Annotated in this window: 22 protein-coding genes; all 22 read left to right on the top strand. The window is 64.5% G+C overall.

All coding sequences use genetic code 11. The features are described 5' to 3' along the window. The first annotated feature begins 128 nt into the window (after window positions 1-128). The 22 genes from flgB (at window position 129) to FJW03_RS18660 (ending at window position 20,699) form a co-directional block, all read left to right on the top strand. Window positions 129-509 (top strand): flagellar basal body rod protein FlgB, encoded by a 381-nt coding sequence (flgB, locus tag FJW03_RS18555; RefSeq protein WP_140690327.1) that lies wholly within the window; start codon window positions 129-131, stop codon window positions 507-509. 1 nt (window position 510) lies between these two features. Continuing rightward, window positions 511-927: a flagellar basal body rod protein FlgC gene (gene flgC, locus FJW03_RS18560; RefSeq protein WP_140607202.1), complete on the top strand. Its 417-nt coding sequence runs from the start codon at window positions 511-513 to the stop codon at window positions 925-927. Beyond that, window positions 924-1,247: a flagellar hook-basal body complex protein FliE gene (locus FJW03_RS18565; protein ID WP_181168881.1), complete on the top strand. Its 324-nt coding sequence runs from the start codon at window positions 924-926 to the stop codon at window positions 1,245-1,247. The genes flgC and FJW03_RS18565 overlap by 4 nt, the downstream gene beginning before the upstream one ends. A gap of 11 nt (window positions 1,248-1,258) precedes the next feature. Beyond that, window positions 1,259-2,047 carry a flagellar basal-body rod protein FlgG gene (gene flgG / locus FJW03_RS18570; protein WP_140607203.1) on the top strand — a complete coding sequence of 263 codons (789 nt, stop codon included), beginning with the start codon at window positions 1,259-1,261 and terminating at the stop codon, window positions 2,045-2,047. Between the two features lie 6 nt (window positions 2,048-2,053). Beyond that, the gene (flgA, locus tag FJW03_RS18575) at window positions 2,054-2,590 is read left to right on the top strand and encodes a flagellar basal body P-ring formation chaperone FlgA (protein WP_140690330.1); all 537 of its coding nucleotides are present in this window, start codon (window positions 2,054-2,056) and stop codon (window positions 2,588-2,590) included. Continuing rightward, on the top strand, window positions 2,587-3,828 hold the full coding sequence (locus FJW03_RS18580) for a flagellar basal body P-ring protein FlgI (protein ID WP_140690333.1): 1,242 nt from the start codon (window positions 2,587-2,589) through the stop codon (window positions 3,826-3,828). Before flgA ends, FJW03_RS18580 begins: the two co-directional genes overlap by 4 nt. 3 nt (window positions 3,829-3,831) lie before the next feature. Next, window positions 3,832-4,416, top strand: coding sequence for a MotE family protein (locus FJW03_RS18585; protein WP_140759523.1), 585 nt, complete (start codon window positions 3,832-3,834; stop codon window positions 4,414-4,416). After that, on the top strand, window positions 4,413-5,120 hold the full coding sequence (gene flgH, locus FJW03_RS18590; protein WP_140690339.1) for a flagellar basal body L-ring protein FlgH: 708 nt from the start codon (window positions 4,413-4,415) through the stop codon (window positions 5,118-5,120). The genes FJW03_RS18585 and flgH overlap by 4 nt, the downstream gene beginning before the upstream one ends. Before the next feature lie 14 nt (window positions 5,121-5,134). Continuing rightward, window positions 5,135-5,629 (top strand): flagellar basal body-associated FliL family protein, encoded by a 495-nt coding sequence (locus tag FJW03_RS18595; protein WP_140607208.1) that lies wholly within the window; start codon window positions 5,135-5,137, stop codon window positions 5,627-5,629. Then, the gene (gene fliP, locus FJW03_RS18600; protein ID WP_140690344.1) at window positions 5,626-6,357 is read left to right on the top strand and encodes a flagellar type III secretion system pore protein FliP; all 732 of its coding nucleotides are present in this window, start codon (window positions 5,626-5,628) and stop codon (window positions 6,355-6,357) included. Before FJW03_RS18595 ends, fliP begins: the two co-directional genes overlap by 4 nt. Before the next feature lie 252 nt (window positions 6,358-6,609). After that, window positions 6,610-7,590 (top strand): flagellin, encoded by a 981-nt coding sequence (locus tag FJW03_RS18605; RefSeq protein WP_140607210.1) that lies wholly within the window; start codon window positions 6,610-6,612, stop codon window positions 7,588-7,590. 277 nt (window positions 7,591-7,867) lie between these two features. Beyond that, window positions 7,868-8,938, top strand: a complete 1,071-nt coding sequence (locus FJW03_RS18610) for a flagellin (RefSeq protein ID WP_140607211.1) — start codon at window positions 7,868-7,870, stop codon at window positions 8,936-8,938. 132 nt (window positions 8,939-9,070) lie between these two features. Then, on the top strand, window positions 9,071-10,720 hold the full coding sequence (gene fliF / locus FJW03_RS18615) for a flagellar basal-body MS-ring/collar protein FliF (protein WP_140607212.1): 1,650 nt from the start codon (window positions 9,071-9,073) through the stop codon (window positions 10,718-10,720). A 3-nt stretch (window positions 10,721-10,723) separates the two neighbouring features. Then, a complete protein-coding gene (locus FJW03_RS18620; protein ID WP_140759520.1) occupies window positions 10,724-11,344 on the top strand; it encodes a hypothetical protein in 621 nt (206 codons plus the stop codon). Then, window positions 11,341-12,711: a MotB family protein gene (locus FJW03_RS18625; RefSeq protein WP_140759517.1), complete on the top strand. Its 1,371-nt coding sequence runs from the start codon at window positions 11,341-11,343 to the stop codon at window positions 12,709-12,711. Before FJW03_RS18620 ends, FJW03_RS18625 begins: the two co-directional genes overlap by 4 nt. Next, window positions 12,708-14,057: a chemotaxis protein MotC gene (locus FJW03_RS18630; RefSeq protein ID WP_140607215.1), complete on the top strand. Its 1,350-nt coding sequence runs from the start codon at window positions 12,708-12,710 to the stop codon at window positions 14,055-14,057. The genes FJW03_RS18625 and FJW03_RS18630 overlap by 4 nt, the downstream gene beginning before the upstream one ends. A 281-nt stretch (window positions 14,058-14,338) precedes the next feature. Then, a complete protein-coding gene (locus FJW03_RS18635) occupies window positions 14,339-15,427 on the top strand; it encodes a flagellar hook-length control protein FliK (RefSeq protein WP_226890404.1) in 1,089 nt (362 codons plus the stop codon). Further along, entirely contained in the window at window positions 15,357-15,944 is a 588-nt protein-coding gene (locus tag FJW03_RS18640) for a transglycosylase SLT domain-containing protein (protein WP_181173105.1), read from the top strand. The genes FJW03_RS18635 and FJW03_RS18640 overlap by 71 nt, the downstream gene beginning before the upstream one ends. Window positions 15,945-16,165: 221 nt before the next feature. Further along, the gene (locus FJW03_RS18645; protein ID WP_140607217.1) at window positions 16,166-16,834 is read left to right on the top strand and encodes a response regulator transcription factor; all 669 of its coding nucleotides are present in this window, start codon (window positions 16,166-16,168) and stop codon (window positions 16,832-16,834) included. Window positions 16,835-16,913: 79 nt separating this feature from the next. After that, the gene (locus FJW03_RS18650; protein ID WP_140690358.1) at window positions 16,914-18,170 is read left to right on the top strand and encodes a flagellar hook protein FlgE; all 1,257 of its coding nucleotides are present in this window, start codon (window positions 16,914-16,916) and stop codon (window positions 18,168-18,170) included. A 27-nt stretch (window positions 18,171-18,197) separates the two neighbouring features. Next, window positions 18,198-19,652: a flagellar hook-associated protein FlgK gene (gene flgK, locus FJW03_RS18655; protein ID WP_140759511.1), complete on the top strand. Its 1,455-nt coding sequence runs from the start codon at window positions 18,198-18,200 to the stop codon at window positions 19,650-19,652. 3 nt (window positions 19,653-19,655) lie between these two features. Further along, the gene (locus FJW03_RS18660) at window positions 19,656-20,699 is read left to right on the top strand and encodes a flagellar hook-associated family protein (RefSeq protein ID WP_140607220.1); all 1,044 of its coding nucleotides are present in this window, start codon (window positions 19,656-19,658) and stop codon (window positions 20,697-20,699) included. Window positions 20,700-20,703 lie beyond the last annotated feature (4 nt).

The raw sequence follows: 20,703 nt of genomic DNA on the forward strand, positions 1-20,703 counted from the left end.
CATCCGGCTCCGATCAAGAAACGGGGCATGATGTCGTGCGAAAACCGCTTCACACGTTTCTGGCGGCCGTCCGCAAGGTCCGCGCAAGACTGACGGCCTAGTCTTTGGGCACATGCCCGGAGATTCCCATGGAGCCCGTTTCCCTTTTCGATCTCGCCGCCAAGCAAGCGCAGTGGCTTTCCGTGCGTCAGTCGGCGATCGCCGGCAACATCGCCAATGCCAACACGCCAGGCTACATGGCAAACGATGTCGAGCCGTTCGAAAAGGTGCTCGACCGCACGGCGGTGTCGCTGCAGGCCACCGAGGCCGGCCATCTCGGCAACGCCGCGACCAATGCCGGCTTCACCATCAAGCCGCAGGAAGACGACGGCGTGGTCATGCCGTCCAAGAACAGCGTCGTGCTTGAAGACCAGCTTCTCAAGGCCGGCGAAGTGCGCCGCTCCTTCGAACTCAACACGGCCATCGTCAAGGCTTTCCACTCGATGATGATGATGGCGGTGAAGAGCTGACATGGACGCGTTGACCTCAGCCCTGAAAGTCGCAGCATCCGGCCTCGGCGCCCAGTCCGAGCGCCTGCGCGTGGTTTCCGAGAACCTCGCCAATGCCCAGTCGACCGGCACGACGCCCGGCGCCGACCCCTATCGCCGCAAGACCATCAGCTTCGTCTCGGAGCTCGACCGGGCCTCCGGCAGCTCGACGGTCGCGGTGAACTCGATCGACCGCGATCCGAGTGACTTTCCCGTCGAATTCCAACCCGGCAACGAGGCCGCCGACGCGAAGGGCTACGTCAAGTTGCCCAATGTCAACGTGCTGATCGAAATGGCCGACATGACCGAGGCCAACCGTTCCTACGAGGCCAACCTGCAAGTCGTGAAGCAGGCGCGCGACCTCATCTCAATGACCATCGACCTGATGAGGAACCAATGATCGTGAACGGCATCGGCGCGCTTAACCTGAAGCCTGGGCTGGGCGACACGGCAACCGACCTGCTTCAAGGCGGTGTCGCGCCCGCGACACCGGGCAATCTTGGCACCTCCTTCACCGAGGCGCTGAGCCAGGCGGCGTCGAAGACCGTCAACACGCTGCAGAATGCCGAACAGGTGTCGCTGCAGGCGCTCAAGGGCGATGCCGACACCCGCCAGGTCGTCGATGCCGTGATGAGCGCGCAGCAGGCGCTCCAGACCGCCGTCGCCATCCGCGACAAGGTCGTTTCGGCCTATCTCGAAGTCAGTCGCATGGGTATCTGAGGAGTTAGGCCATGAAAGCACTCGCCATTGCCGCCACCGGCATGAATGCCCAGCAGACAAATCTGGAAGTCATCGCCAACAACATCGCCAACATCAACACCACCGGCTACAAGCGGGCGCGAGCCGAATTCTCGGACCTGCTCTACCAGGTCGACCGCACGCAAGGCGTGCCCAACCGCTCCAACGCCTCGCTGGTGCCGGAGGGCGTTTCGATCGGCCTCGGCGTCAAGACGACCGCGGTGCGCAACGTCCACACACAGGGCGAACTGACCAGCACCGGCAACAGTTTCGACATGGCGCTCACCGGCCGCGGCTGGTTTCAGATCGAGGGCGCAGATGGCGGCACGCTCTATACCCGCGCCGGTGCCTTCAACACCAACGCCACCGGTCAGCTGGTGACCGCGGACGGCGCCAGTGTCATCCCGGCCATCACCGTGCCGGTCAACGCCGTCGAAGTCATCGTCAACAAGACCGGCCAGGTCTTCGCCCGTATCGACGGCCAGACCAACCTGCAGACGCTCGGCCAGCTCCAGATCGTCAACTTCGCCAACGAGGCGGGGCTGGCGCCGCTCGGCGACAATCTGTTCCAGGAAACGACGGCGTCAGGCCCGGCCAATGTCGGCGTGCCCGGCGACCCCGGCTTCGCCACCGTCCAGCAAGGTTATCTCGAGGCTTCCAACGTCGACCCGGTCAAGGAAATCACCGAACTGATCTCGGCGCAGCGCGCCTATGAAATGAACTCCAAGGTCATCCAGGCCGCCGACGACATGGCCTCGGTTGTCTCCAAGAACATCAGGTAACGGACGATGGCCATGCCGATCTCCTGCTCCGCACTCCGCCGCGCCGCGCTTGCCTTTGCGTTGGTGGTCGGTGGTTTGCCGGCTTTCGCCCAGGAGTCGACAGGCCAGTCGACAGGCCAAGCGGCAACGCGGATCGCCAGAAGTCAGCCTGCCGGCGAGGTCGTGCTGATCCCCAACCGGGTCATCTATCCCGGCGAGACCATCGAGATCACCGCGCTGAAGCAGGTGACCCTCATCCCGGGCAAGCACAAGCCCGATGCGGTGGCAACCCGCGCCGAGGAGTTGCAGGGCAAGATCGCCAAGCGCACGCTGCTGCCCGGCCGCTACATTCCTTCGACCGCCATCCGCGAGGCCTGGCTGGTCGAACAGGGCGCCGCCGTGCAGGTCTTCTTCATCGCCGGCGGACTGACGATATCGGCGACCGCCGTGACCTTGCAGCCAGGTTCGGCCGGCGACCTCATCAAGGTTCGCAACACCGACAGCGGCAAGATCCTTTCCGGCACTGTGATGGCCGACGGAACCATCCAGGTCAGCGCTTCATGATGCGCGCATTTACCCTTCTGCTTGCGGCTACGCTCGGCCTGCAGCCGGCGCTGGCCGACGGCCTGACGCCCAAGGCCAAGCGCGAACTCGCCGCCAGGAATGGCGGCGTTTACGACGATCCGGAATATGATCCGGCCACCACCACCCGCATGTTCCGCGTGTCGTCCGGGCCAAGCTCGCTGCCGCCGGGCCAGGTCGCCTCGCGCATCAAGGACATCGCCCAGTTGCAGAGTTCGCGCGACAACCAGCTCGTCGGCTACGGCCTCGTCATCGGGCTCGCCGGGTCTGGCGACAGCCTGCGCAATTCGCCGTTCACCGAGCAGTCGATCCGCGCCATGCTCGAAAATCTCGGCATCGCCACCGAGGGCGGCAGCGCGCGCGCCAAGAACGTCGCCGCCGTCATCGTCACCGCCAATATGCCCCCCTATGTGCAATCGGGCGCCCGCATCGACATCGACGTCTCCTCGATGGGCGACGCCACCTCGCTTTCAGGCGGCACGCTGATCATGACGCCGCTGAAGGCGGCGGACGGCGAGATCTATGCCGTCGGCCAGGGCGCGGTTATCGTTTCCGGTTTCACCGCCCAGGGTCAGGCCCAGCAAGTGACGCAGGGCGTGCCAACCGCCGGCCGGGTCCCGAACGGCGCGATTGTCGAGCGGTCGGTGAAGGCCGAATTCGACGATCAGCCGACGCTGACGCTGCAATTGCGCAATCCCGATTTTTCGACCGCCATCCGTATCGCCGACGCGATCAACGATTACACCAGCCAGCGCTTTGGCATGCGCGTGGCGGCCGAGCGCGACTCCCGCACCGTCCAGATCAGGAGGCCGAAGAGCATATCGGCGGCCCGCTTCTATGCCGAGATCGAGAATCTGGTGGTCGAGTCCGACACGCCGGCCCGCGTCGTCATCGACGAGCGCACCGGCACCATCGTCATCGGCAACGACGTCAAGATCTCGCGGGTCGCCATCAGCCACGGCACACTGACGGTGCGCATCACCGAGGCGCCGCGTGTCGTGCAGCCTGAACCCTTCTCCAAGGGTGAAACCGCCGTTGAGCCGTTCACCGCCATCGACGCCAGCCGGCCCAACGGCCGCGTCGCCGTGCTCGACGGGCCTGACCTGCAAACCCTCGTTTCCGGCCTCAACCGTCTCGGCGTCAAGCCGGACGGCATCATTGCCATCCTGCAAGGCATCAAGTCGGCCGGCGCCCTGCAAGCCGATCTGGTTCTCCAATAGGCGATGCCGATGATCCCTCCCCTCTCATCTCATGAAAGGCGCCGCTCCCGCACCATTCTGTTCGCGGCAGCAGCTGTCGCGGCCATGTCCTTTTCCGGCGGCGCGGACGCCGAGGACACCGTTCGCCAGGTTCTGCCCGGAGCGCAGCCCGCGATGGCGCCGCGGCAATTGACGCGGGAAAAGGCGCCTGACCAAAGCGAGATCGAGCGCTTCTGCTCCAACATCGCCGACGCCGCCCGCGACCGCCGCTATGCCTTGCAGGCGGAAGAACTGAAGCAGCTCCAGGCCGGCATCGACCAGCGCATGAAGGCGCTGGACGAGAAGAAGGCCGAATACGAGACGTGGCTCAAGCGGCGCGAGGTCTTCCTGGCCCGGGCAGAGGACGGCGTCGTCAAGATCTATGCCGGCATGAAGCCCGATGCCGCGGCCGAACGCCTGGCGATCGTCAACGCAGACCTGGCCGCGGCCATCCTGATGAAGCTCGATTCACGCAAGGCCAGTGTCATTCTCAACGAAATGGACCAGAAGGCGGCGGCGACGCTCACCGGCATCATGGCCAGCGCAGCCCGAAGGGTAGATCCGTCATGATCCGCAGAATGCTCATCCTGTGCGCGGTCGCAGCGCTGTCCGGCTGCGGAACCAACCTCAGGGAGGTCGGCAAGGAACCGGCGCTGTCGCCGGTCGGCTCCGGCATCGATGGCGGCAACACCGGCTCCCTCTACAAATACCCGGAGTCGCCACGCGCACCGGTCAAGAAATTCTCGCTTTGGAACGATCGCCAGAGCCGGCTGTTCACCGATCCCCGGGCGCTGTCGCAGGGCGACATCCTGACTGTCAAGATCAGCATCAACGACCGCGCCAACTTCAAGAACCAGAACGACAGAAGCCGCACCGCCAACCGCAAGCTCGGTTTCGACATCAGCGCGCAATGGGACAAGCTCAGCACAGCCGGCAAGGGTTCCGGCGCGCTCAACTCGGCCACGGATACAACGGCTGACGGCGAGATCAAACGATCGGAAACGCTGGAGCTCAATGTCGCGGCCATCGTCACCGACGTCCTGCCCAACGGCAATCTGATGATCACCGGTTCGCAGGAGGTACGCGTCAACGCCGAACTCAGGGTGCTGACCATCGCCGGCATCGTGCGGCCGGCCGATATCGGTGCCGAGAATACGATTCCCTACGAGCGCATCGCCGAGGCGCGCATTTCATACGGCGGACGCGGCCGCATCACCGAGATCCAGCAGCCGGCCTACGGCCAGCAGGTTCTCGACCAGGTTCTTCCGTTCTAGGGTTGGAGAACAGCGTGGCCAATGTCGAACAGCTTCAGGCTCGCAAGGGACCTTCCCTTGCCGTCCAGGGCGCCATGCTGCTGGTGGTGACGGCCGCCGCCATCGGCATGGGCTGGCTGTCCGGCGGCTATCTCAAGGGCGTCGGAGGACCGGCGTCGGTTCCGGTCGCGCCGGAGAACGAGGGCAAGGCTGCCCAGCCCGCCGCCGCGCAACAGCCGGGCACGGGGCCGACGCTCGTGGCACTGGCGCCGATCACCACCAACATCGCCTCGCCTGCCGACACCTGGTTCAGGATGGAGGCATTCGTGGTCTATGACGCGCCGCAGCCGCCGGCGATGGCGGAGGACATCCAGCAGGACCTTCTGGCCTTCGTGCGCACCTTGAAGATGCACCAGATCGAAGGCGCCAGCGGTTACCAGCACCTGAAAGCCGATCTCGAGGAACGCGCCTCGATCCGCAGTCAGGGCCATGCCAAACAGGTACTCATCAGGACATTGCTGGTCGAATGAGGAAATTCCTTCTTGCAGCGGCGCTGATCGGCGCTGCCACATCCGTCGCGGCGGCCCAGCAACTGGACCTCGGCGGCATTGGCAAGGCCGATGGCACCACCGTCGGCTACATCATCCAGATGTTCGGCCTGCTGACGGTGCTGTCGGTGGCGCCGGGCCTGCTGATCATGGTGACGAGCTTCACCCGCTTCGTCATCGCTTTCTCGATCCTGCGCGCCGGCATCGGCCTGCAGTCGACGCCGGCTAACCTCATCCTCATTTCGCTGTCGCTGTTCATGACCTTCTATGTCATGGCGCCGACCTTCGATCAGGCCTGGAACACCGGCGTCAAGCCGCTGATGGACAACCAGATCAGCCAGACCGAGGCCTTCGAGAAGATCTCGGATCCGTTCCGCACTTTCATGCTGCACAATGTGCGCGACAAGGACTTCGACCTTTTCGCCGACCTCGCCCGCGAGCGCGGCCAGACGGTCTCGCGCGACACGGTCGACCTGCGCATCCTGGTGCCGGCCTTCATGATCTCCGAGATCCGGCGCGGCTTCGAAATCGGCTTCCTGATCGTGCTGCCTTTCCTGGTCATCGACCTGATCGTCGCCACCATCACGATGGCGATGGGCATGATGATGCTGCCGCCCACCGTGGTGTCGCTGCCATTCAAGATCCTGTTCTTCGTCCTGATCGACGGCTGGAACCTGCTTGTCGGCAGCCTGGTGCGCTCCTTCACCTGACTGTTTCCGTCGCACGGCCCCGGCAAAAGGCACCGTCTGCCGACAAGGGTGGGCGGTGCGGGAACCATCATCGAATTCCCAGATTATTTTCGATTAACCGTCGGATTTAGGTCTTTGGTAGGAACTCGCCGCCATAGTCGCTCGCAGATGGCGGGTGATCTCTTTCGACGATCATTGGCATGATGCCGCTCCGTCATACCGGACAAGCCGGTATGTCAAAAAAACACCTGTAAAATCAAGGTACGAGTAGCCATGTCCAGCATCATGACGAACACCGCCGCATTGACGGCGCTGCAGAGCCTCAACGCCACCAGCAAATCGCTTCAGGACACCCAGGCCCGCATCTCGACGGGCTATCGCGTCTCCCAGGCTTCCGACAACGCCGCCTACTGGTCGATCGCGACCACGATGCGCTCCGACAACCAGGCGATGTCCACCGTTTCGGACTCGCTCGGCCTCGGCGCCTCGAAGGTTGACACCGCCTACACCGGCATGAACAGTGCGATCACCACCATCAACTCGATCCAGCAGAAGCTGACCGCGTCCTACGGCCAGACCGACGCCTCCAAGGAAAAGACCCAGGTCGAAATCAAGGCGCTTCAGGATCAGTTGAAGGCCTACGCCGATGGCGCCACCTTCTCCGGCACCAACATGCTTTCGCTGTCCACCGCTTCGGGCACGGCGGCCGACGTGAAGATCGTTTCGGCCTTCAACCGCGACGCCAGCGGTGCTGTTTCGATCTCGACGATCGACGTCAACGTGGAAAGCATCAAGCTCTATGACGCCGGCGCGGCCCCGACGGCCAAGGGCATTCTGGACACGGATCGCCTCGGCGCCACCGGCGCTGCGGCAGCAGCTTCGGCCCCGACGCTCGGCGCTGCCGCAGCGGCTACCGACACCTATTCGGTCGCCAGCCTGGCCATCTTTTCGGGTGGCACGGCCGCCAGCGATAGCCAGATCTCGCAGATGATGACCGTCGTCGACGCCGCGCTCAAGGACATGACGACCGCCGCCACCAAGCTCGGCGCCGCCAAGAGCTCCATCGACCTGCAGAAGACCTTCACGTCAAGCCTGATGGACTCCATCGACCGCGGCGTTGGTCAGCTCGTCGATGCCGACATGAACAAGGAATCGACCCGCCTCCAGGCCCTGCAGGTTCAGCAGCAGCTCGGCGTCCAGGCGCTGTCGATCGCCAACGGCTCCTCGCAGTCGATCCTGTCGCTGTTCCGCTAATCCACTTCGCTCAACCTTAGAGCGTAGTAAACAACGGGCCGCGCCAAAAGCGCGGCCCGTTTTGCGTTTGCTCCAGCCCCGCGCAACCCTCGGTCCTTAACCCTCAAAAGCGAGCCTTTAACAGGCCGTTAACCATAACGCGCTAGTCATGGTTAACCAATAGCTTACAAAGGATTGGCGAATCGGCCCGTGGCCGCGACGGCAATCCATGGGCGAGCGAACGCTCGCGAGGGCAATGCCGGTTTTTTGAGACCGGGTGGGAAAAGGAGCGAGTTTCTTGGCGAGCATCATGACAAACGCCGCGGCGTTGACCGCACTTCAAAGCCTCAACGCCACCAACAAATCGCTCGAGCAGACACAGGCCCGAATCTCCACCGGTTACAAGGTCTCGGAGGCCTCCGACAACGCCGCCTACTGGTCGATCGCCACGACGATGCGCTCGGACAACCAGGCGCTCTCGACTGTCCAGGATGCGCTCGGCCTCGGCGCCTCGAAGGTCGACACCGCCTACACCGGCATGAACAATGTCCTGACGACGATCGGCCAGATCAAGACCAAGCTGCTTTCCACCGTCGGCCAGGCCGACGCCGCCAAGGTAAAGACGCAGACTGAAATCACGGCGCTCCAGGCGCAGATGAAGTCCTTTGCCGATGCCGCCACCTTTTCGGGTTCGAATTTCCTTTCAGTGACGTCGAAGCAAGTCGCCGCGCCCAATGATGGCGTGCAGCCCGACGCCAAGATCGTCTCGTCCTTCAATCGCTCCTCATCCGGCGCCATTTCGCTCGGAACGATCGACATCGATGTCGAGAGCACCAAGCTGTTCGATTCCGGTCTCGCCACCGACGTCAAGAACTACGGCACGCTCGACCGCCAGACCTCGGTCTATTCCACCGCGGCCGCCCAGAGCCAGTACGATACAGCCTACGCCACCGCGATCGCGGGCGGAGCCACGGACATCGCCGCAAACACCGCCGGCCAGGCCGCGGTGACAGGCACCCCCGCCAAGATCGACAACGTCTCCGCCTATAATCTCGACATTACGGCGGCCGGCGTTACCGACGACATCATCACCCAGATGATCGGCAAGATCGACAAGGTGATGAGCCAGTTGACCGACTCCGCCACGATCCTCGGTTCGGCCAAGAGCTCGATCGACCTGCAGAAGACCTTCACGCAGAGCCTGATGGACTCCATCGACCGCGGCGTCGGTCAGCTCGTCGATGCCGACATGAACAAGGAATCGACCCGCCTCCAGGCCCTGCAGGTGCAGCAGCAGCTCGGCATCCAGTCGCTGTCGATCGCCAACAGTTCCTCGCAATCGATCCTGTCGCTCTTCAAGAACGGCTAGTTCCGCCGTAGCTGGCGGATACTTCCATTTCCAATTCAAGGGGCCGCGCCGCAAGCGCGGCCCGATTTCATTTTCGCACAAGCTTCGGAGGCTAGTGTTCCGGCGGACAGTCATGCTGGGAGTCGCTAAATCGTGCCGGAACAGATCCAGAGCATCATCTCGAATCTCCGCGGTTTTGGTGTGAGGCGCCTCGCTATGCTGGCGGGCATCGCTGTTCTGGTGATGGGCGTCATCGGCATCGCCTCGGTCTACCTCAACCGCCCCGCCTACGACACGCTCTATGTCGGGCTCGATCGCTCCGACGTGAACCAGATCGGCCTGGTGCTGGGCGAGGCCGGCATCGGCTTCGATGTCGGCGCCGACGGGACCTCGGTGCTGGTGCCGGCCGGCACCACGGCGCAGGCGCGCATGCTGCTCGCCGAAAAGGGCCTGCCGACCAGCGCCAATGCCGGCTACGAACTGTTCGACAATGTCGGCTCGCTTGGCCTCACCTCTTTCATGCAGCAGATCACCCGCGTGCGTGCGCTGGAAGGCGAGATCGCCCGCACCATCCAGTCGATATCAGGCATCAAGGCGGCACGTGTCCACATCGTCATGTCCGAGCGCGCCAATTTCCGCCGCGACGAGCAGCAGCCTTCCGCATCGGTCGTCATCCGCTATGCCGGCATCGATGCCGAGAAAAGCGCCCAGTCGATCCGCCATCTCGTCGCCGCCGCCGTGCCTGGCCTGTCGGCCGACAAGGTGACGGTGCTCGATTCCAACGGCAACCTGCTGGCCGCCGGGGATGATCCCTCCAACACCAGTGCAGCCCGCACGCTCGGTGTCGAGCAGACTGTCGAGGCACAGATCGGCGACAATATCCGCCGCGCACTCACCCCCTATCTCGGGCCCGACAACTTCCGCGCCAGCGTCAAGGCCGAGATCAACACCGACACCCGCCAGACGGAAGAGACCATCTTCGATCCGAATTCCCGCGTCGAGCGTTCGGTGCAGTCGGTGCGCGCCAATGAGAACAACAACCAGAGGCAGGCCTCCACCCCCGCCAGCGTCGAGCAGAACCTGCCCGAGACCCAGGCGACGGCGACCGAAGGCCCGCAATCCTCCTCGCAGAACGACCGCAAGGAAGAGATCACCAACTACGAGATCAACTCCAAGAAGATCGCCACCGTCTCCAACGGCTACACAGTCACCAAGATGTCGATCGCCGTCGTTGTCAACCAGGACCGGCTGAAGGCGATCCTGGGCAAGGACGCGACGCCGGACCAGATCGCCAAGCGCGTCGCCGATATCCAGAAAATGGTGGCGTCGGCCACCGGTTTCGACGACAAGCGCGGCGATGTCGTCGACGTCTCGGCGGTCGAGTTCATCGATGGGCTGGACGGCGAGGCGATCCCGCAGGCTGGAATGCTCGATTCGATCGGCCAGCATGCCGGCACGCTGATCAACGCCGGCGCCTTCATCGTTGTCGTATTCCTGGTGGCCTTCTTCGGCCTGCGCCCGATGGCGGCGGCACTGACGGCAAGGGCGACGCCTGCCATAGCTGGCCCCAATTTCGACGAGGTCCAGCGTTCGCTGCCGACTCCGGAGGCGGCCGCTTCCGCCGACGCAGGTGTCGCCATCGGCGCCCTGCCGGGCGCGCGGCCCGGCGCCACCCCGCTCGATGATCTTCGCCAGAAGATCAGACCGGCACCGCAGGAGCGGCTTGCCCGCATGGTCGACATCAACGAGGAGCGCACCGCGCAGATCCTGCGCAAATGGGCCGCCCAGGAAGTCGCGGCCTAAACCATGCCCTCCGCAGCCCTTTTCGATCTTCTCCCCGATTTCGGTCCGCGTGCGCCGCGCGTCAGCAAGGCTCAGGCCGCGACCGAGCACAGGCCGGAAGCAGCCGAGCCGCAGGCCGATATCGGCACGCTGATCGCCGAGGCGGTCGCCCAGGCGGAGGCGACGCTTGCGGAGCGGCTTTCGGCCGCCCATGACGCAGCGCTGGAAACCGAGCGCCAGGCGCATGCCGAGGAAGCAAGGATCTTTCTCGAAAGCTTCGGCGGCGATGTCGGCAAGGCGGTCACGTCGCGCATTGACGCCATGGAGACGCGCGTGGCGGATCTTGTCGCCGCAACGGTCGCCCGCATCATTGGCGGCGTCGTCAGTGACGATCTGCAGCGGCGCTCGCTTGAAGCGCTCGCCAGCGCGGTTCGCGAAGCCGTCGGCGACGGCGAAGCGGTGCGCATCGTCGTCCGTGGGCCGCTGTCGCTGTTCGAAACGTTCAAGGCATCGCTTGGCGCCCGCGCTGCAAATCTCGACTTCGTCGAGGCGCCCGGCTTCGACCTGACGGTCACCGTTGACGAGGCCGTGTTCGAGACACGCATGGCCGAATGGTCGGCAACCCTCTCCGAGGTGCTGTCATGAGCGTCGCCGAAGCCGATCATGGCAGGCACGAGATCATCATCGTGCGCCGGGGTCATGACGACCACGACGAAGGCCACCATGGCGGCGTCTGGAAGATCGCCTTCGCCGACTTCATGACCGCGATGATGTGCTTCTTCCTGGTCATGTGGCTGATCAACGCCGCCAACGAGCAGACCAAGACGGCCGTGGCCAGCTACTTCAATCCCGTCAAGCTCGTCGACCGTGAGTCGAGCCGCAAGGGCCTTAAGGATCTCGGCAATGGGCCGCGCTCGGTCGGGCTGACGGCCGACGAGCCGCAGGACGCGACCATCAAGACCGGACAGGATGGCATCGGCGCCGTGGGCTCGTCCAACCGCAAGCAGGACAAGCAGGCACAGCAGCCGCAACAGTCCGACGATCACCTCTTCGCCGACCCTTACGCCGTGCTCTCCGAGATCGCCACCGACACCGGCGTCATGCAGAATGTCAGCCAGAAGGGCGACGGCGGCGCGCAAAATGCGGGTCCCGCGACCGGCGCCTCCGGCGGCGCGTCCTACCGTGATCCCTTCGAGCCGGATTTCTGGTCGCAGCAGGTCGCCGCGCCCGTCGCCGAGGCAAGCGCCCAGCGCCCCAGGATCGAGGGCGACCCGCTCAAGCCCGGCGACAAGGCCGCCGAGACACAGGTCGCCAAGGTCAAGGCCGTGCCGCCGGCACCGCCGGTCGAGGACGCACCGCTCGAGCCCCTGGCACAGGATGGCGAGGACGCCGCCATGGCCAAGGCCGGCGCCACCAAGGCCAGCGACGCCAAGGCCGGCGACGCCATGGCCAGCGACGCCATGGCGGCCGACGGCAAGGCGATGGATGCGACCGTCGCACGGCAAGAGGCTGCAAAGCCCGGGGCCGCGGAAAAGACACCGACAGCCGCCGCGCTGAAAGCCGCCACCGAGGTCAAGCGTCAGCTGGCCGATGCCTTCAAGCCTGGCGACAAGCTGCATGACGGCGTCTCCGTCGAAGCCACCGACAAAGGCGTCGTCATATCGATCACCGATCAGCTCGACTTCGGCATGTTCGAAATCGGATCGGCGCTGCCGCGCCGCGAGCTGGTGCTGGCGATGGAAAAGATCGGCCGCATCGTCAACAGCCAGAAGGGGACGATCAGTATCAATGGCCACACCGATGCGCGGCCCTTCCGCAGCGCCAGTTACGACAATTGGCGGCTGTCGACGGCGCGGGCGCATTCCGCTTACTACATGCTCGTGCGCGGCGGCGTCGACGAACGCCGCATTACCGAGGTTGCCGGCTTCGCGGACCGCCAGCCGAAGGATCGCGCCGATCCGATGTCGGCGGTCAATCGCCGCATCGAGATCCTGATGGCGACCGGCGGATGAAGCGGGCGGCCGTCATCAGCCGCTTGATGGGCCTGTTGCTGCTGGCCGCCGGATATCCGTCCGCCGGCTTCGCCCAGGACACGCTGCAGCCTTACCAGCTCGTGCGCTCGCTGCAACTCATCCAGGACCGCATCGCCGCCGGCGATCACGCCGCGATGCCGATGCAGGCCAAGCTGCTCGAAATGACCGATGCGCGCCTGCGCGAAGCGGATGCGGAGGACTTCAAGGACGCCAGGAACTTTCGCGCGCTCCTGGTCTACGGCATGAGCGGCGGCAATCCGGTGACCGTCGAGACGGCCGTCTCGCGCGCCGCCGCTGATCCGCCGAACCTTGCCATCGCCAGGGGCGTCATCGACTATCTCAATGGCCGCCCCGGCGAGGCGATCGAAGCGCTGACGCCGATCGATCCGATGATGCTCTCCGGCGATCTCGGCGCATTCCTTGCCCTGGTCAAAGGGTCGCTGCTTGCCGGAGATCAACCGGCGGTGGCGCTCACACTGCTCGACGAGGCCAGACTTCTCAGCCCCGGCACGCTGGTCGAGGAAGCCGCCTTGCGGCGTTCGGTCGGCATTGCCGCAGCGCAGGGCGATGCGGCGCGTTTCGCGCTTGCCTCCACCCAGTATGTCGAGCGCTATCTCTATTCGCCCTATGCCAGCCAGTTCGCGGATTCTTTCGTGTCCGGCGTCATCGCGCTGCACATGTCAATCGGCCAGGACAAGCTGGCCGACATCACCTCGATGATGGATCCCGAGCGCGAGAAGGTGATCTATCTGCGCATCGCCCGCCGTGCCGCGATCGACGGCCTTGGCGAATTGTCGGCCTTCGCCTCGGCGCGGGCCGTGCAGGGCCGCGACGGCAACAGCAACCAGGGCGATCCGCGCGCCCTGCTCTACTCCAGCCTGTCCACCGTGACCTCGGGCACCATCGGGGATGTTCGCGCCAAGCTTGGCAAGATCGACCGCAGCAGACTGTCGGACGGTGATCGCGCCCTGCTCGACGCCGCGCAGACCATCGCCGGTGAGGTGGTGGCGCCACCGGCTTCCCTTCCAGCCACCAGGGTAGCCCCGCCGCCCGAACCCGAGGCCGCCGCCGCACAGGCCGACGACGCTGCCGGGTTGCCGCCTGTCGAAGGTGCCGTCTCCGAACAGCCCGCCATTGCGCCATCCGGCACAAAGGCCGCCGCGCCGGCTTCGGCGCCTGCAGCCGATTCAGCGACGGTCCTGCCTGCATCGGCGCCAGCCACCTCTGCCGGTCCCGGCACAACCGATCCGACCGACGCCGCCATGATGAGAACCCGTCGACAGCTCGACCTGATCGACCAGATGCTTGGAGCCGCCCCGAAATGACCCCCAACCTCGGCCCGGCCCTGCCAGGATTTACCGCCGCGCGTACGACGGCGGAGCAGTCGGCCACGCCCGGAAATACGGATGATGCTGGTTTCGGCAAGATGGTGCGTGCCGGCGCAAGCCGGGCCCACTCGGAAAAGCAGCCGGCGACCGAGGCCATCTCGCGCGATCCGCGCTGGAGCAAGCTTGCCTCCGACCTTGCGGCGCAAGCCGGCGAGGACGAACCGATGCCAGTCGGCAAGACGAGAGCCGCGTCCGCCGGCTTCCCAGCCGCGAAATCGATGAAAGACGGCAAGGACGTTGGGACGGACAAGGACGCAGACGCCGAAACGCCGGCGACTGGCGCCGCACCGCTCGACGACCATCTGCCGCTGCTGATGGCGTTTCATGAGCTGCGCCACTTCTCGACATCTGCCACGTCGGCCGATGCAGACGAAACCGGGCAGGAGCCGCCGCCCGGGGGGCAAGTCGCGCCTAAGGCCTATCGGGCGAAATCCGCAGCCGGGCATGACGATCTCGAACCCATGTCGAAGCCCGAGCGGGCATCGCTCGTCGATGGGCCGCTGACGAAGCTCGACGGCCAGTCCGTCCGCGATACCGCCGCTGGCGCGCCAGGGCGTGAGAATGCGATCGCCGCTGGCCCGCTTCCCGAGGCGGCGCCGGCCGAGGTGCCGGGCGCGGAGCCGAAACAGGCGGCGCCGCAACCGAGGTCCATCGCCGACGTTCAGTCATCGCTGCGGTCAGATCCAGGAAAACAGCTCCCGGCATCGGCGCGCATCGACGTGGTTTCCGAGCGCAGCTTCCCTGCTCCGCCGCAGGCTCCGATGAGCCAGGCAGCCCTCAACGTAATCAATGCAATAGCGGCCGATGGCGGCCCGCGCCAAACGCTTTCAATGGCGTCGGCGACCAGCCATCTGGCCGGCTCTGTTGCCGTTCCGACACATGTCTTGAAGATCGAACTTCACCCGGCCGAGCTGGGCATGGTGACGGCCCATCTTCGCCTCTCGGGAGAACAACTTTCGATTGAACTGAAGCCCGAAACGCATGATGCCTACCGCCGCCTTTCCAGCGACAGCGAGGCGATCGTGAAATCGCTGCGCGGCCTGGGATTCGAGGTGGATAAGGTCACCATCATGCAACCATCGGTAGCTGTCCCGGCGACAACCCGGACGGATGCAACCGCCTCCCTGACCACGACACCTGGCCGCGACCAGTCATCGTTTCAGCCCGGAAACTCCGGCGGCGGCAGTGGGACCGGCGGCCAGCAACCAGGTCAGCAATCCGCAAGGGGTAGTCATGATGACGCGCAGGATTACGGCCGTGCCGCTTCGCCTTCTCGCGAGCGCGCTGGCGGCGATATTTTTATCTAGTCTCGCGAACGGTGCCGTCGCCGCCACCAACCCTTGCGAGCCCGAGATCCTGCGCGCCGCCGACCGTTATGGCGTGCCCGCCGGCATCCTCTATGCCGTCGGTCTGACCGAAACCGGCAAGAAAGGCAGCCTTCAGCCTAACGCGTTGAATATAGAAGGAAAAGCGATCTTCCCGGGAAGCCGCGCGGAGGCGCTTGCCACCTTCGCCAATGCGCAGCGCGAGGGCAAGACGCTGATCGATCTCGGCTGCATGCAGATCAATCACCACTACCATGCCTCGCATTTCCGCAGCGTCGAGGACATGCTCGATCCGCGCCAGAATGTCGACTACGCGGCGCGCTTCCTGGCCAGTCTCCATGCCCGCCACGAGACCTGGTCGATGGCCGTCGCCCGCTATCATGCCGGTCCCGACAACGACCCCGCGCAAAAGGTCTATGTCTGCCGGGTGATCGCCAACATGGTTGCCACCGGCTTTGGAAAATGGACCGCCAACGCCCGCGCCTTCTGCAACCCATAAGCGCATTTTCTGCTTCTAATGGGCCGAACTCACTTCTTCGGGCCTGCGCTTTGACTTGATCAAGACTTGCCACCCCAGACATATCTGGCTGCACGCTAATGCAACCGGTGCGATTCCAGACTCCCAAGAAACTAGCTACAAGAAATGATGGTGTTCAGGATTCCCGCCAGCCGTTACGCCTTTCCTCACGGGGCAGATGAGCTGATTCGGAGGCGGGGCCGATGATCGTTATCGTTGACGAGCGAGAGCTCGTAACAGAGGGATACAATTCACTTTTTGACCGCGAAGGCGTTGCCTGCGCCGGTTTCGCGCCCAATGAATTCGGCGAGTGGGTGAACTCGGCCGCCGATTCCGACCTACGCTCGGTGCGGGCCTTCCTGATCGGCGACTGCCGTGACGGCGCCATTTCTCCACGCCAGATCCGCGACCGCACCGGCGCCCCGGTGATTGCGCTCAGCGAGCAGCATTCGCTGGAAAACACGCTGCGGTTGTTCGAGAGCGGCGTCGACGACGTTATCCGCAAGCCTGTCCACATCCGCGAGATTCTCGCCCGCATAACCGCCATTCGCCGTCGCGCGAATGAGGATGTCGCCTACACCGAGATCGGCGCCATGCGCATCTTCATGGACGGCCGCGATCCGGAGATCAACGGCCAGCCGCTGCCCTTGCCGCGCCGCGAACGCCGCATCCTGGAATATCTGGCGAGCAACCGTGGCCGCCGCGTCACCAAGACCCAGGTCTTCAATGCCATTTACGGCATCTTCGACGAGGAGGTCGAGGAGAACGTGGTCGAAAGCCACATCAGCAAACTGCGCAAGAAACTGCGTGAGAAGCTGGGCACCGACCCGATCGATTCCAAACGCTTCCTCGGCTACCGGCTCGTGTTTTGAAGCAGCACCGCGCCAGCCTCGCGCAAGACAGGACGCGTAGCCTCGCCGCCAGTGGCATGGATATTGCGGAGACATCTCGATGAGCCTCTACGGAATGATGCGGACCGGCGTTTCCGGCATGAACGCCCAGGCAAACCGCCTGTCGACGACGGCCGACAACATCGCCAACTCCGACACCACCGGCTACAAGCGCTCCTCCGCCGAGTTTTCGACGCTGATCATGCCGTCCACGGGCGGCGCCTATAATTCCGGCGGCGTCACCACGACGATCCGGCAGGCGGTCAGCGATCCGGGCGTGCTTCAATACACGACCTCGGTCTCCGACCTTGCCGTCAGCGGCGATGGTTTCTTTGTCGTCCAGGATCCCGGCGGCACGCCTTTCCTGACCCGCGCCGGCGCCTTCGTTCCCGATGCGCAGGGCAGGCTGGTCAACGCGGCCGGCTTCCAGTTGATGGCCTACAGCTACGCCAACGGCGTGCCGGCGGCGACGGTCAACGGCTTCGAAGGGCTGGTCCCTGTCGTCATTTCCGACCAGGGGATGACGGCGACGCCAAGCACCCTGGGCAGCTACAGCGGCAATCTGCCGGCGGGTGCGACCCCGGTCGCGGCCGGTAACCTGCCCTCCACCAACTCGGCAGGCGCACAGTACACCTCGAAGTCCTCGATGGTCGCCTACGACAATGTCGGCAACAAGGTGCTGGTCGACGTCTATTTCACCAATACCAGCCCCGGCACCTGGGAAGTGTCGGTCTTCGACCAGTCGAAGGCCACGCCTGGAACATCCTTCCCCTATACTGGCGGCGCGCTGGGCTCGGCCAACCTGACCTTCGACACCACCACCGGCAAGATGACCGGCGCGACCACCGGCGTTTCATTCACCGTGCCGAACGGCGGCAGCCTCAATCTCGATCTGTCGAAGCTGACCCAGCTCGGCACCGGCTTCACGGTTTCCGACGCCCAGGTCAACGGCAACGCGCCGAGCACCATCGACAAGGTTCAGATCAGCAAGGAAGGCACCATCTACGCGCAGTACAAGGACGGCTCCACCAAGCCGCTCTACAAGATTCCGCTGGCCGACGTGCAGAGCCCGGACCAGCTCAAGGCCCTTCCCGGCAACGTCTACGCGCAGGGCACCGATTCCGGCGCGGTCCGCGTCGGCTTTGCCAACGAAGGCAAACTCGGCTCCATCATCTCCGGTGCGCTCGAGAATTCCAACGTCGATATCGCCGAGGAACTGACCGACATGATCGCGGCGCAGCGCAGCTACACCGCCAATTCGAAAGTCTTCCAGACCGGTTCCGACCTGATGGACGTCCTTGTCAACCTGAAGAGATAAACCGGGCGCCGCCCGTGAAAGACCAGCATGTCGCTATCCTCCGCATTGAGCATCGCCCAATCGGCGCTTATGAATACCGCGCGGCAGACCAGCGTTGTCACGCGCAACGTCTCGGACGCTTCCAATCCGGACTATACGCGCCGCATCGCCGCCATCACCAGCACGGCGCCCGGCGCCCGTTCGGTTGATATCCAGCGCGTCACCAATGACCTGCTGTTCCGGCAGAACCTCGGCGCCTTGTCGGCCTATAGCGGCCAGAACGCGCTCTACAGCGGCATGGATCAGCTCGACGTGTCGGTCAATGGCGTCGACAACGCCTCCTCCCCCTCGACCGCCATCGCCAACCTGCAGCAGGCGCTGCAGCTCTACGCTACCTCGCCGTCCAACCAGAATCTCGGCTCCACCGTCATCGACGCGGCCAGGCAGGTCGTCCGCTCTCTCAATGAGGGCTCCCAGGCCATTCAGGCTTTCCGCACCCAGACGGACGGCCAGATCGACACGGCGGTCAAGGACCTCAATTCGCTGCTCAGCCAGTTCCAGGACGCCAACCAGGCGGTCATTTCGGGAACCCGTTCCGGCACCGATATTTCCGACGCGCTGGACCAACGTGACGCGCTGCTGAAGAAGATCGCGGACTATGTTCCGGTCTCGACCTTCACGCGCGGCGACAATGACATGGTCATCACCACGGGTGACGGCACGACGCTGTTCGAGACGATACCGCGCACGGTGAGCTTCACGCCATCGGCCGGCTATGCCGCCGGGGCCGCCGGCAACACCGTCTATATCGACAACGTGCCGGTCTCGGCAGGAACCGGCGGCAACACCAGCGCCAGCGGCAAGCTTGCCGGCCTGCTGCAGTTGCGTGACGGCGTCGCCTCGGCCATGCAGGGCCAGCTCGACGAGACCGCGCGCGGCCTGATCACGGCCTTTGCCGAAACCGCGCCTTCCATGCCCGACGCCGCTGGTCTGTTCACCTGGTCTGGCGGGCCCGCCGTGCCGGCCGCGGGCACTCTGGTCAATGGCCTTGCGGGCACGATCAGCATCAATGCCGCGATGGATCCGAGCGCTGGTGGCAACCCGACCTTGCTGCGCGATGGCGGCGCCAACGGCGCGGCCTATGTCGCCAACGCCAGCGGCGGCGCTTCCTATTCCAGCCTTCTGGTTGCCTATGGCGACCGGCTCGACCAGCCGATGACGTTTGACCCCGCCGCCGGGATTTCAGCGACGTCCAGCGTTTCCGACTATGCCGCCAATTCGATCGGCTGGCTCCAGGGCATGCGCCAGCAGGCCTCCACCGCCGCCGATGCCAAGCAAGCGCTGGCACAGCGCAGCGCCGAGGCTCTGTCCAATGCGACCGGCGTCAATGTCGACCAGGAAATGTCGCTGATGCTCGACCTCGAACACACCTATCAGGCGTCAGCCCGAATGATGAAAACCGTCGACGATATGATGACGGCCCTGTTGAACGCGGTGGGATAATCCATGACCTCAGTTTCCTCGGCCGCCATCTCCAATGCCATGCGTTATCAGCAGATGCGCATGCAGGCGGACCTCGTCAAGGCAACGAAGGAATCCTCGACAGGCAAGGTCGCCGATGTCGGTCTGGCATTGGGCGGACGCACCGCTCAGTCCGTCACCTTCTCGCGCGACCTCGACCGGCTGAACGTGATCATCGATTCCAACGGGCTGGTCGCCGCCCGGCTTTCATCGACGCAAACCTCGCTCGGCCAGCTCTCCGGCGTGGCGCAGACCTTCCTGTCCAGCCTGACCACCGCATCGTCCGGGGACAATTCCGACAGCCTGACCCAATCGACCGGCCAGACGACGATCCAGCAGCTTGCCTCGATCCTCAACACCAGCGTCAATGGCGAATACCTGTTCGCCGGCACCAACACCGACGTCAAGCCGATCAACGATTTCACGGCGGCCGGTTCGCCGGCCAAGGCCGCTTTCGACGCGTCCTTTGTCGCCAAGTTCGGTTTCACGCCCGATGATCCGGCCGCTGCCACCATCACCGCTGCCCAGATGGACGATTTCATCACCAACGATGTCACGCCACAGTTCCTCGGCGCGGGCTGGCAGGCCAACATGTCGAACGCCACCGACCAGCAGATCGTCAGCCGCATCGCGCTCAACGAAACCACCGCGACCTCGACCAGCGCCAACAGCGATGGTGTCAAGAAGCTCGCCATGGCGGCCGCAATGGTCTCGAGCCTGATGTCCACCAACATCAGCCAGGCGGCGAAGGATACGATCATCACCCGCTCGCAGTCGCTGGTCGGCGAGGCGCTGAGCGGCATCGGCCAGGTCCAGTCCGAAACCGGCATTGTCCAGAAGCGCGTCTCCGACGCCAGTGACCGCATGAAGACGCAAGTCGACCTGTTCGAACGCCACATTCTCGATCTCGAGGCCGTCGATCCCGCCGAAGCCGCGACCCGCGTCGCCGACCTGACGCAGCATATCGAGACGTCCTTTGCCCTGACAGCGCGCCTGCAGCAGCTCAGCCTGTTGAATTACCTGACCTGACAAC

This window comes from Mesorhizobium sp. B4-1-4 (assembly GCF_006439395.2).
Taxonomy (GTDB): domain Bacteria; phylum Pseudomonadota; class Alphaproteobacteria; order Rhizobiales; family Rhizobiaceae; genus Mesorhizobium.

Excerpts from the sequence above, each read along its gene's own strand:
- flgB (WP_140690327.1), top strand. The coding sequence starts at position 129 with ATGGAGCCCGTTTCCCTTTTCGATCTCGCCGCCAAGCAAGCGCAGTGG.
- flgC (WP_140607202.1), top strand. The coding sequence starts at position 511 with ATGGACGCGTTGACCTCAGCCCTGAAAGTCGCAGCATCCGGCCTCGGC.
- FJW03_RS18565 (WP_181168881.1), top strand. The coding sequence starts at position 924 with ATGATCGTGAACGGCATCGGCGCGCTTAACCTGAAGCCTGGGCTGGGC.
- flgG (WP_140607203.1), top strand. The coding sequence starts at position 1,259 with ATGAAAGCACTCGCCATTGCCGCCACCGGCATGAATGCCCAGCAGACA.
- flgA (WP_140690330.1), top strand. The coding sequence starts at position 2,054 with ATGGCCATGCCGATCTCCTGCTCCGCACTCCGCCGCGCCGCGCTTGCC.
- FJW03_RS18580 (WP_140690333.1), top strand. The coding sequence starts at position 2,587 with ATGATGCGCGCATTTACCCTTCTGCTTGCGGCTACGCTCGGCCTGCAG.
- FJW03_RS18585 (WP_140759523.1), top strand. The coding sequence starts at position 3,832 with ATGCCGATGATCCCTCCCCTCTCATCTCATGAAAGGCGCCGCTCCCGC.
- flgH (WP_140690339.1), top strand. The coding sequence starts at position 4,413 with ATGATCCGCAGAATGCTCATCCTGTGCGCGGTCGCAGCGCTGTCCGGC.
- fliP (WP_140690344.1), top strand. The coding sequence starts at position 5,626 with ATGAGGAAATTCCTTCTTGCAGCGGCGCTGATCGGCGCTGCCACATCC.
- FJW03_RS18605 (WP_140607210.1), top strand. The coding sequence starts at position 6,610 with ATGTCCAGCATCATGACGAACACCGCCGCATTGACGGCGCTGCAGAGC.
- FJW03_RS18620 (WP_140759520.1), top strand. The coding sequence starts at position 10,724 with ATGCCCTCCGCAGCCCTTTTCGATCTTCTCCCCGATTTCGGTCCGCGT.
- FJW03_RS18625 (WP_140759517.1), top strand. The coding sequence starts at position 11,341 with ATGAGCGTCGCCGAAGCCGATCATGGCAGGCACGAGATCATCATCGTG.
- FJW03_RS18630 (WP_140607215.1), top strand. The coding sequence starts at position 12,708 with ATGAAGCGGGCGGCCGTCATCAGCCGCTTGATGGGCCTGTTGCTGCTG.
- FJW03_RS18635 (WP_226890404.1), top strand. The coding sequence starts at position 14,339 with ATGAAAGACGGCAAGGACGTTGGGACGGACAAGGACGCAGACGCCGAA.
- FJW03_RS18640 (WP_181173105.1), top strand. The coding sequence starts at position 15,357 with ATGACGCGCAGGATTACGGCCGTGCCGCTTCGCCTTCTCGCGAGCGCG.
- FJW03_RS18645 (WP_140607217.1), top strand. The coding sequence starts at position 16,166 with ATGATCGTTATCGTTGACGAGCGAGAGCTCGTAACAGAGGGATACAAT.
- FJW03_RS18650 (WP_140690358.1), top strand. The coding sequence starts at position 16,914 with ATGAGCCTCTACGGAATGATGCGGACCGGCGTTTCCGGCATGAACGCC.
- flgK (WP_140759511.1), top strand. The coding sequence starts at position 18,198 with ATGTCGCTATCCTCCGCATTGAGCATCGCCCAATCGGCGCTTATGAAT.
- FJW03_RS18660 (WP_140607220.1), top strand. The coding sequence starts at position 19,656 with ATGACCTCAGTTTCCTCGGCCGCCATCTCCAATGCCATGCGTTATCAG.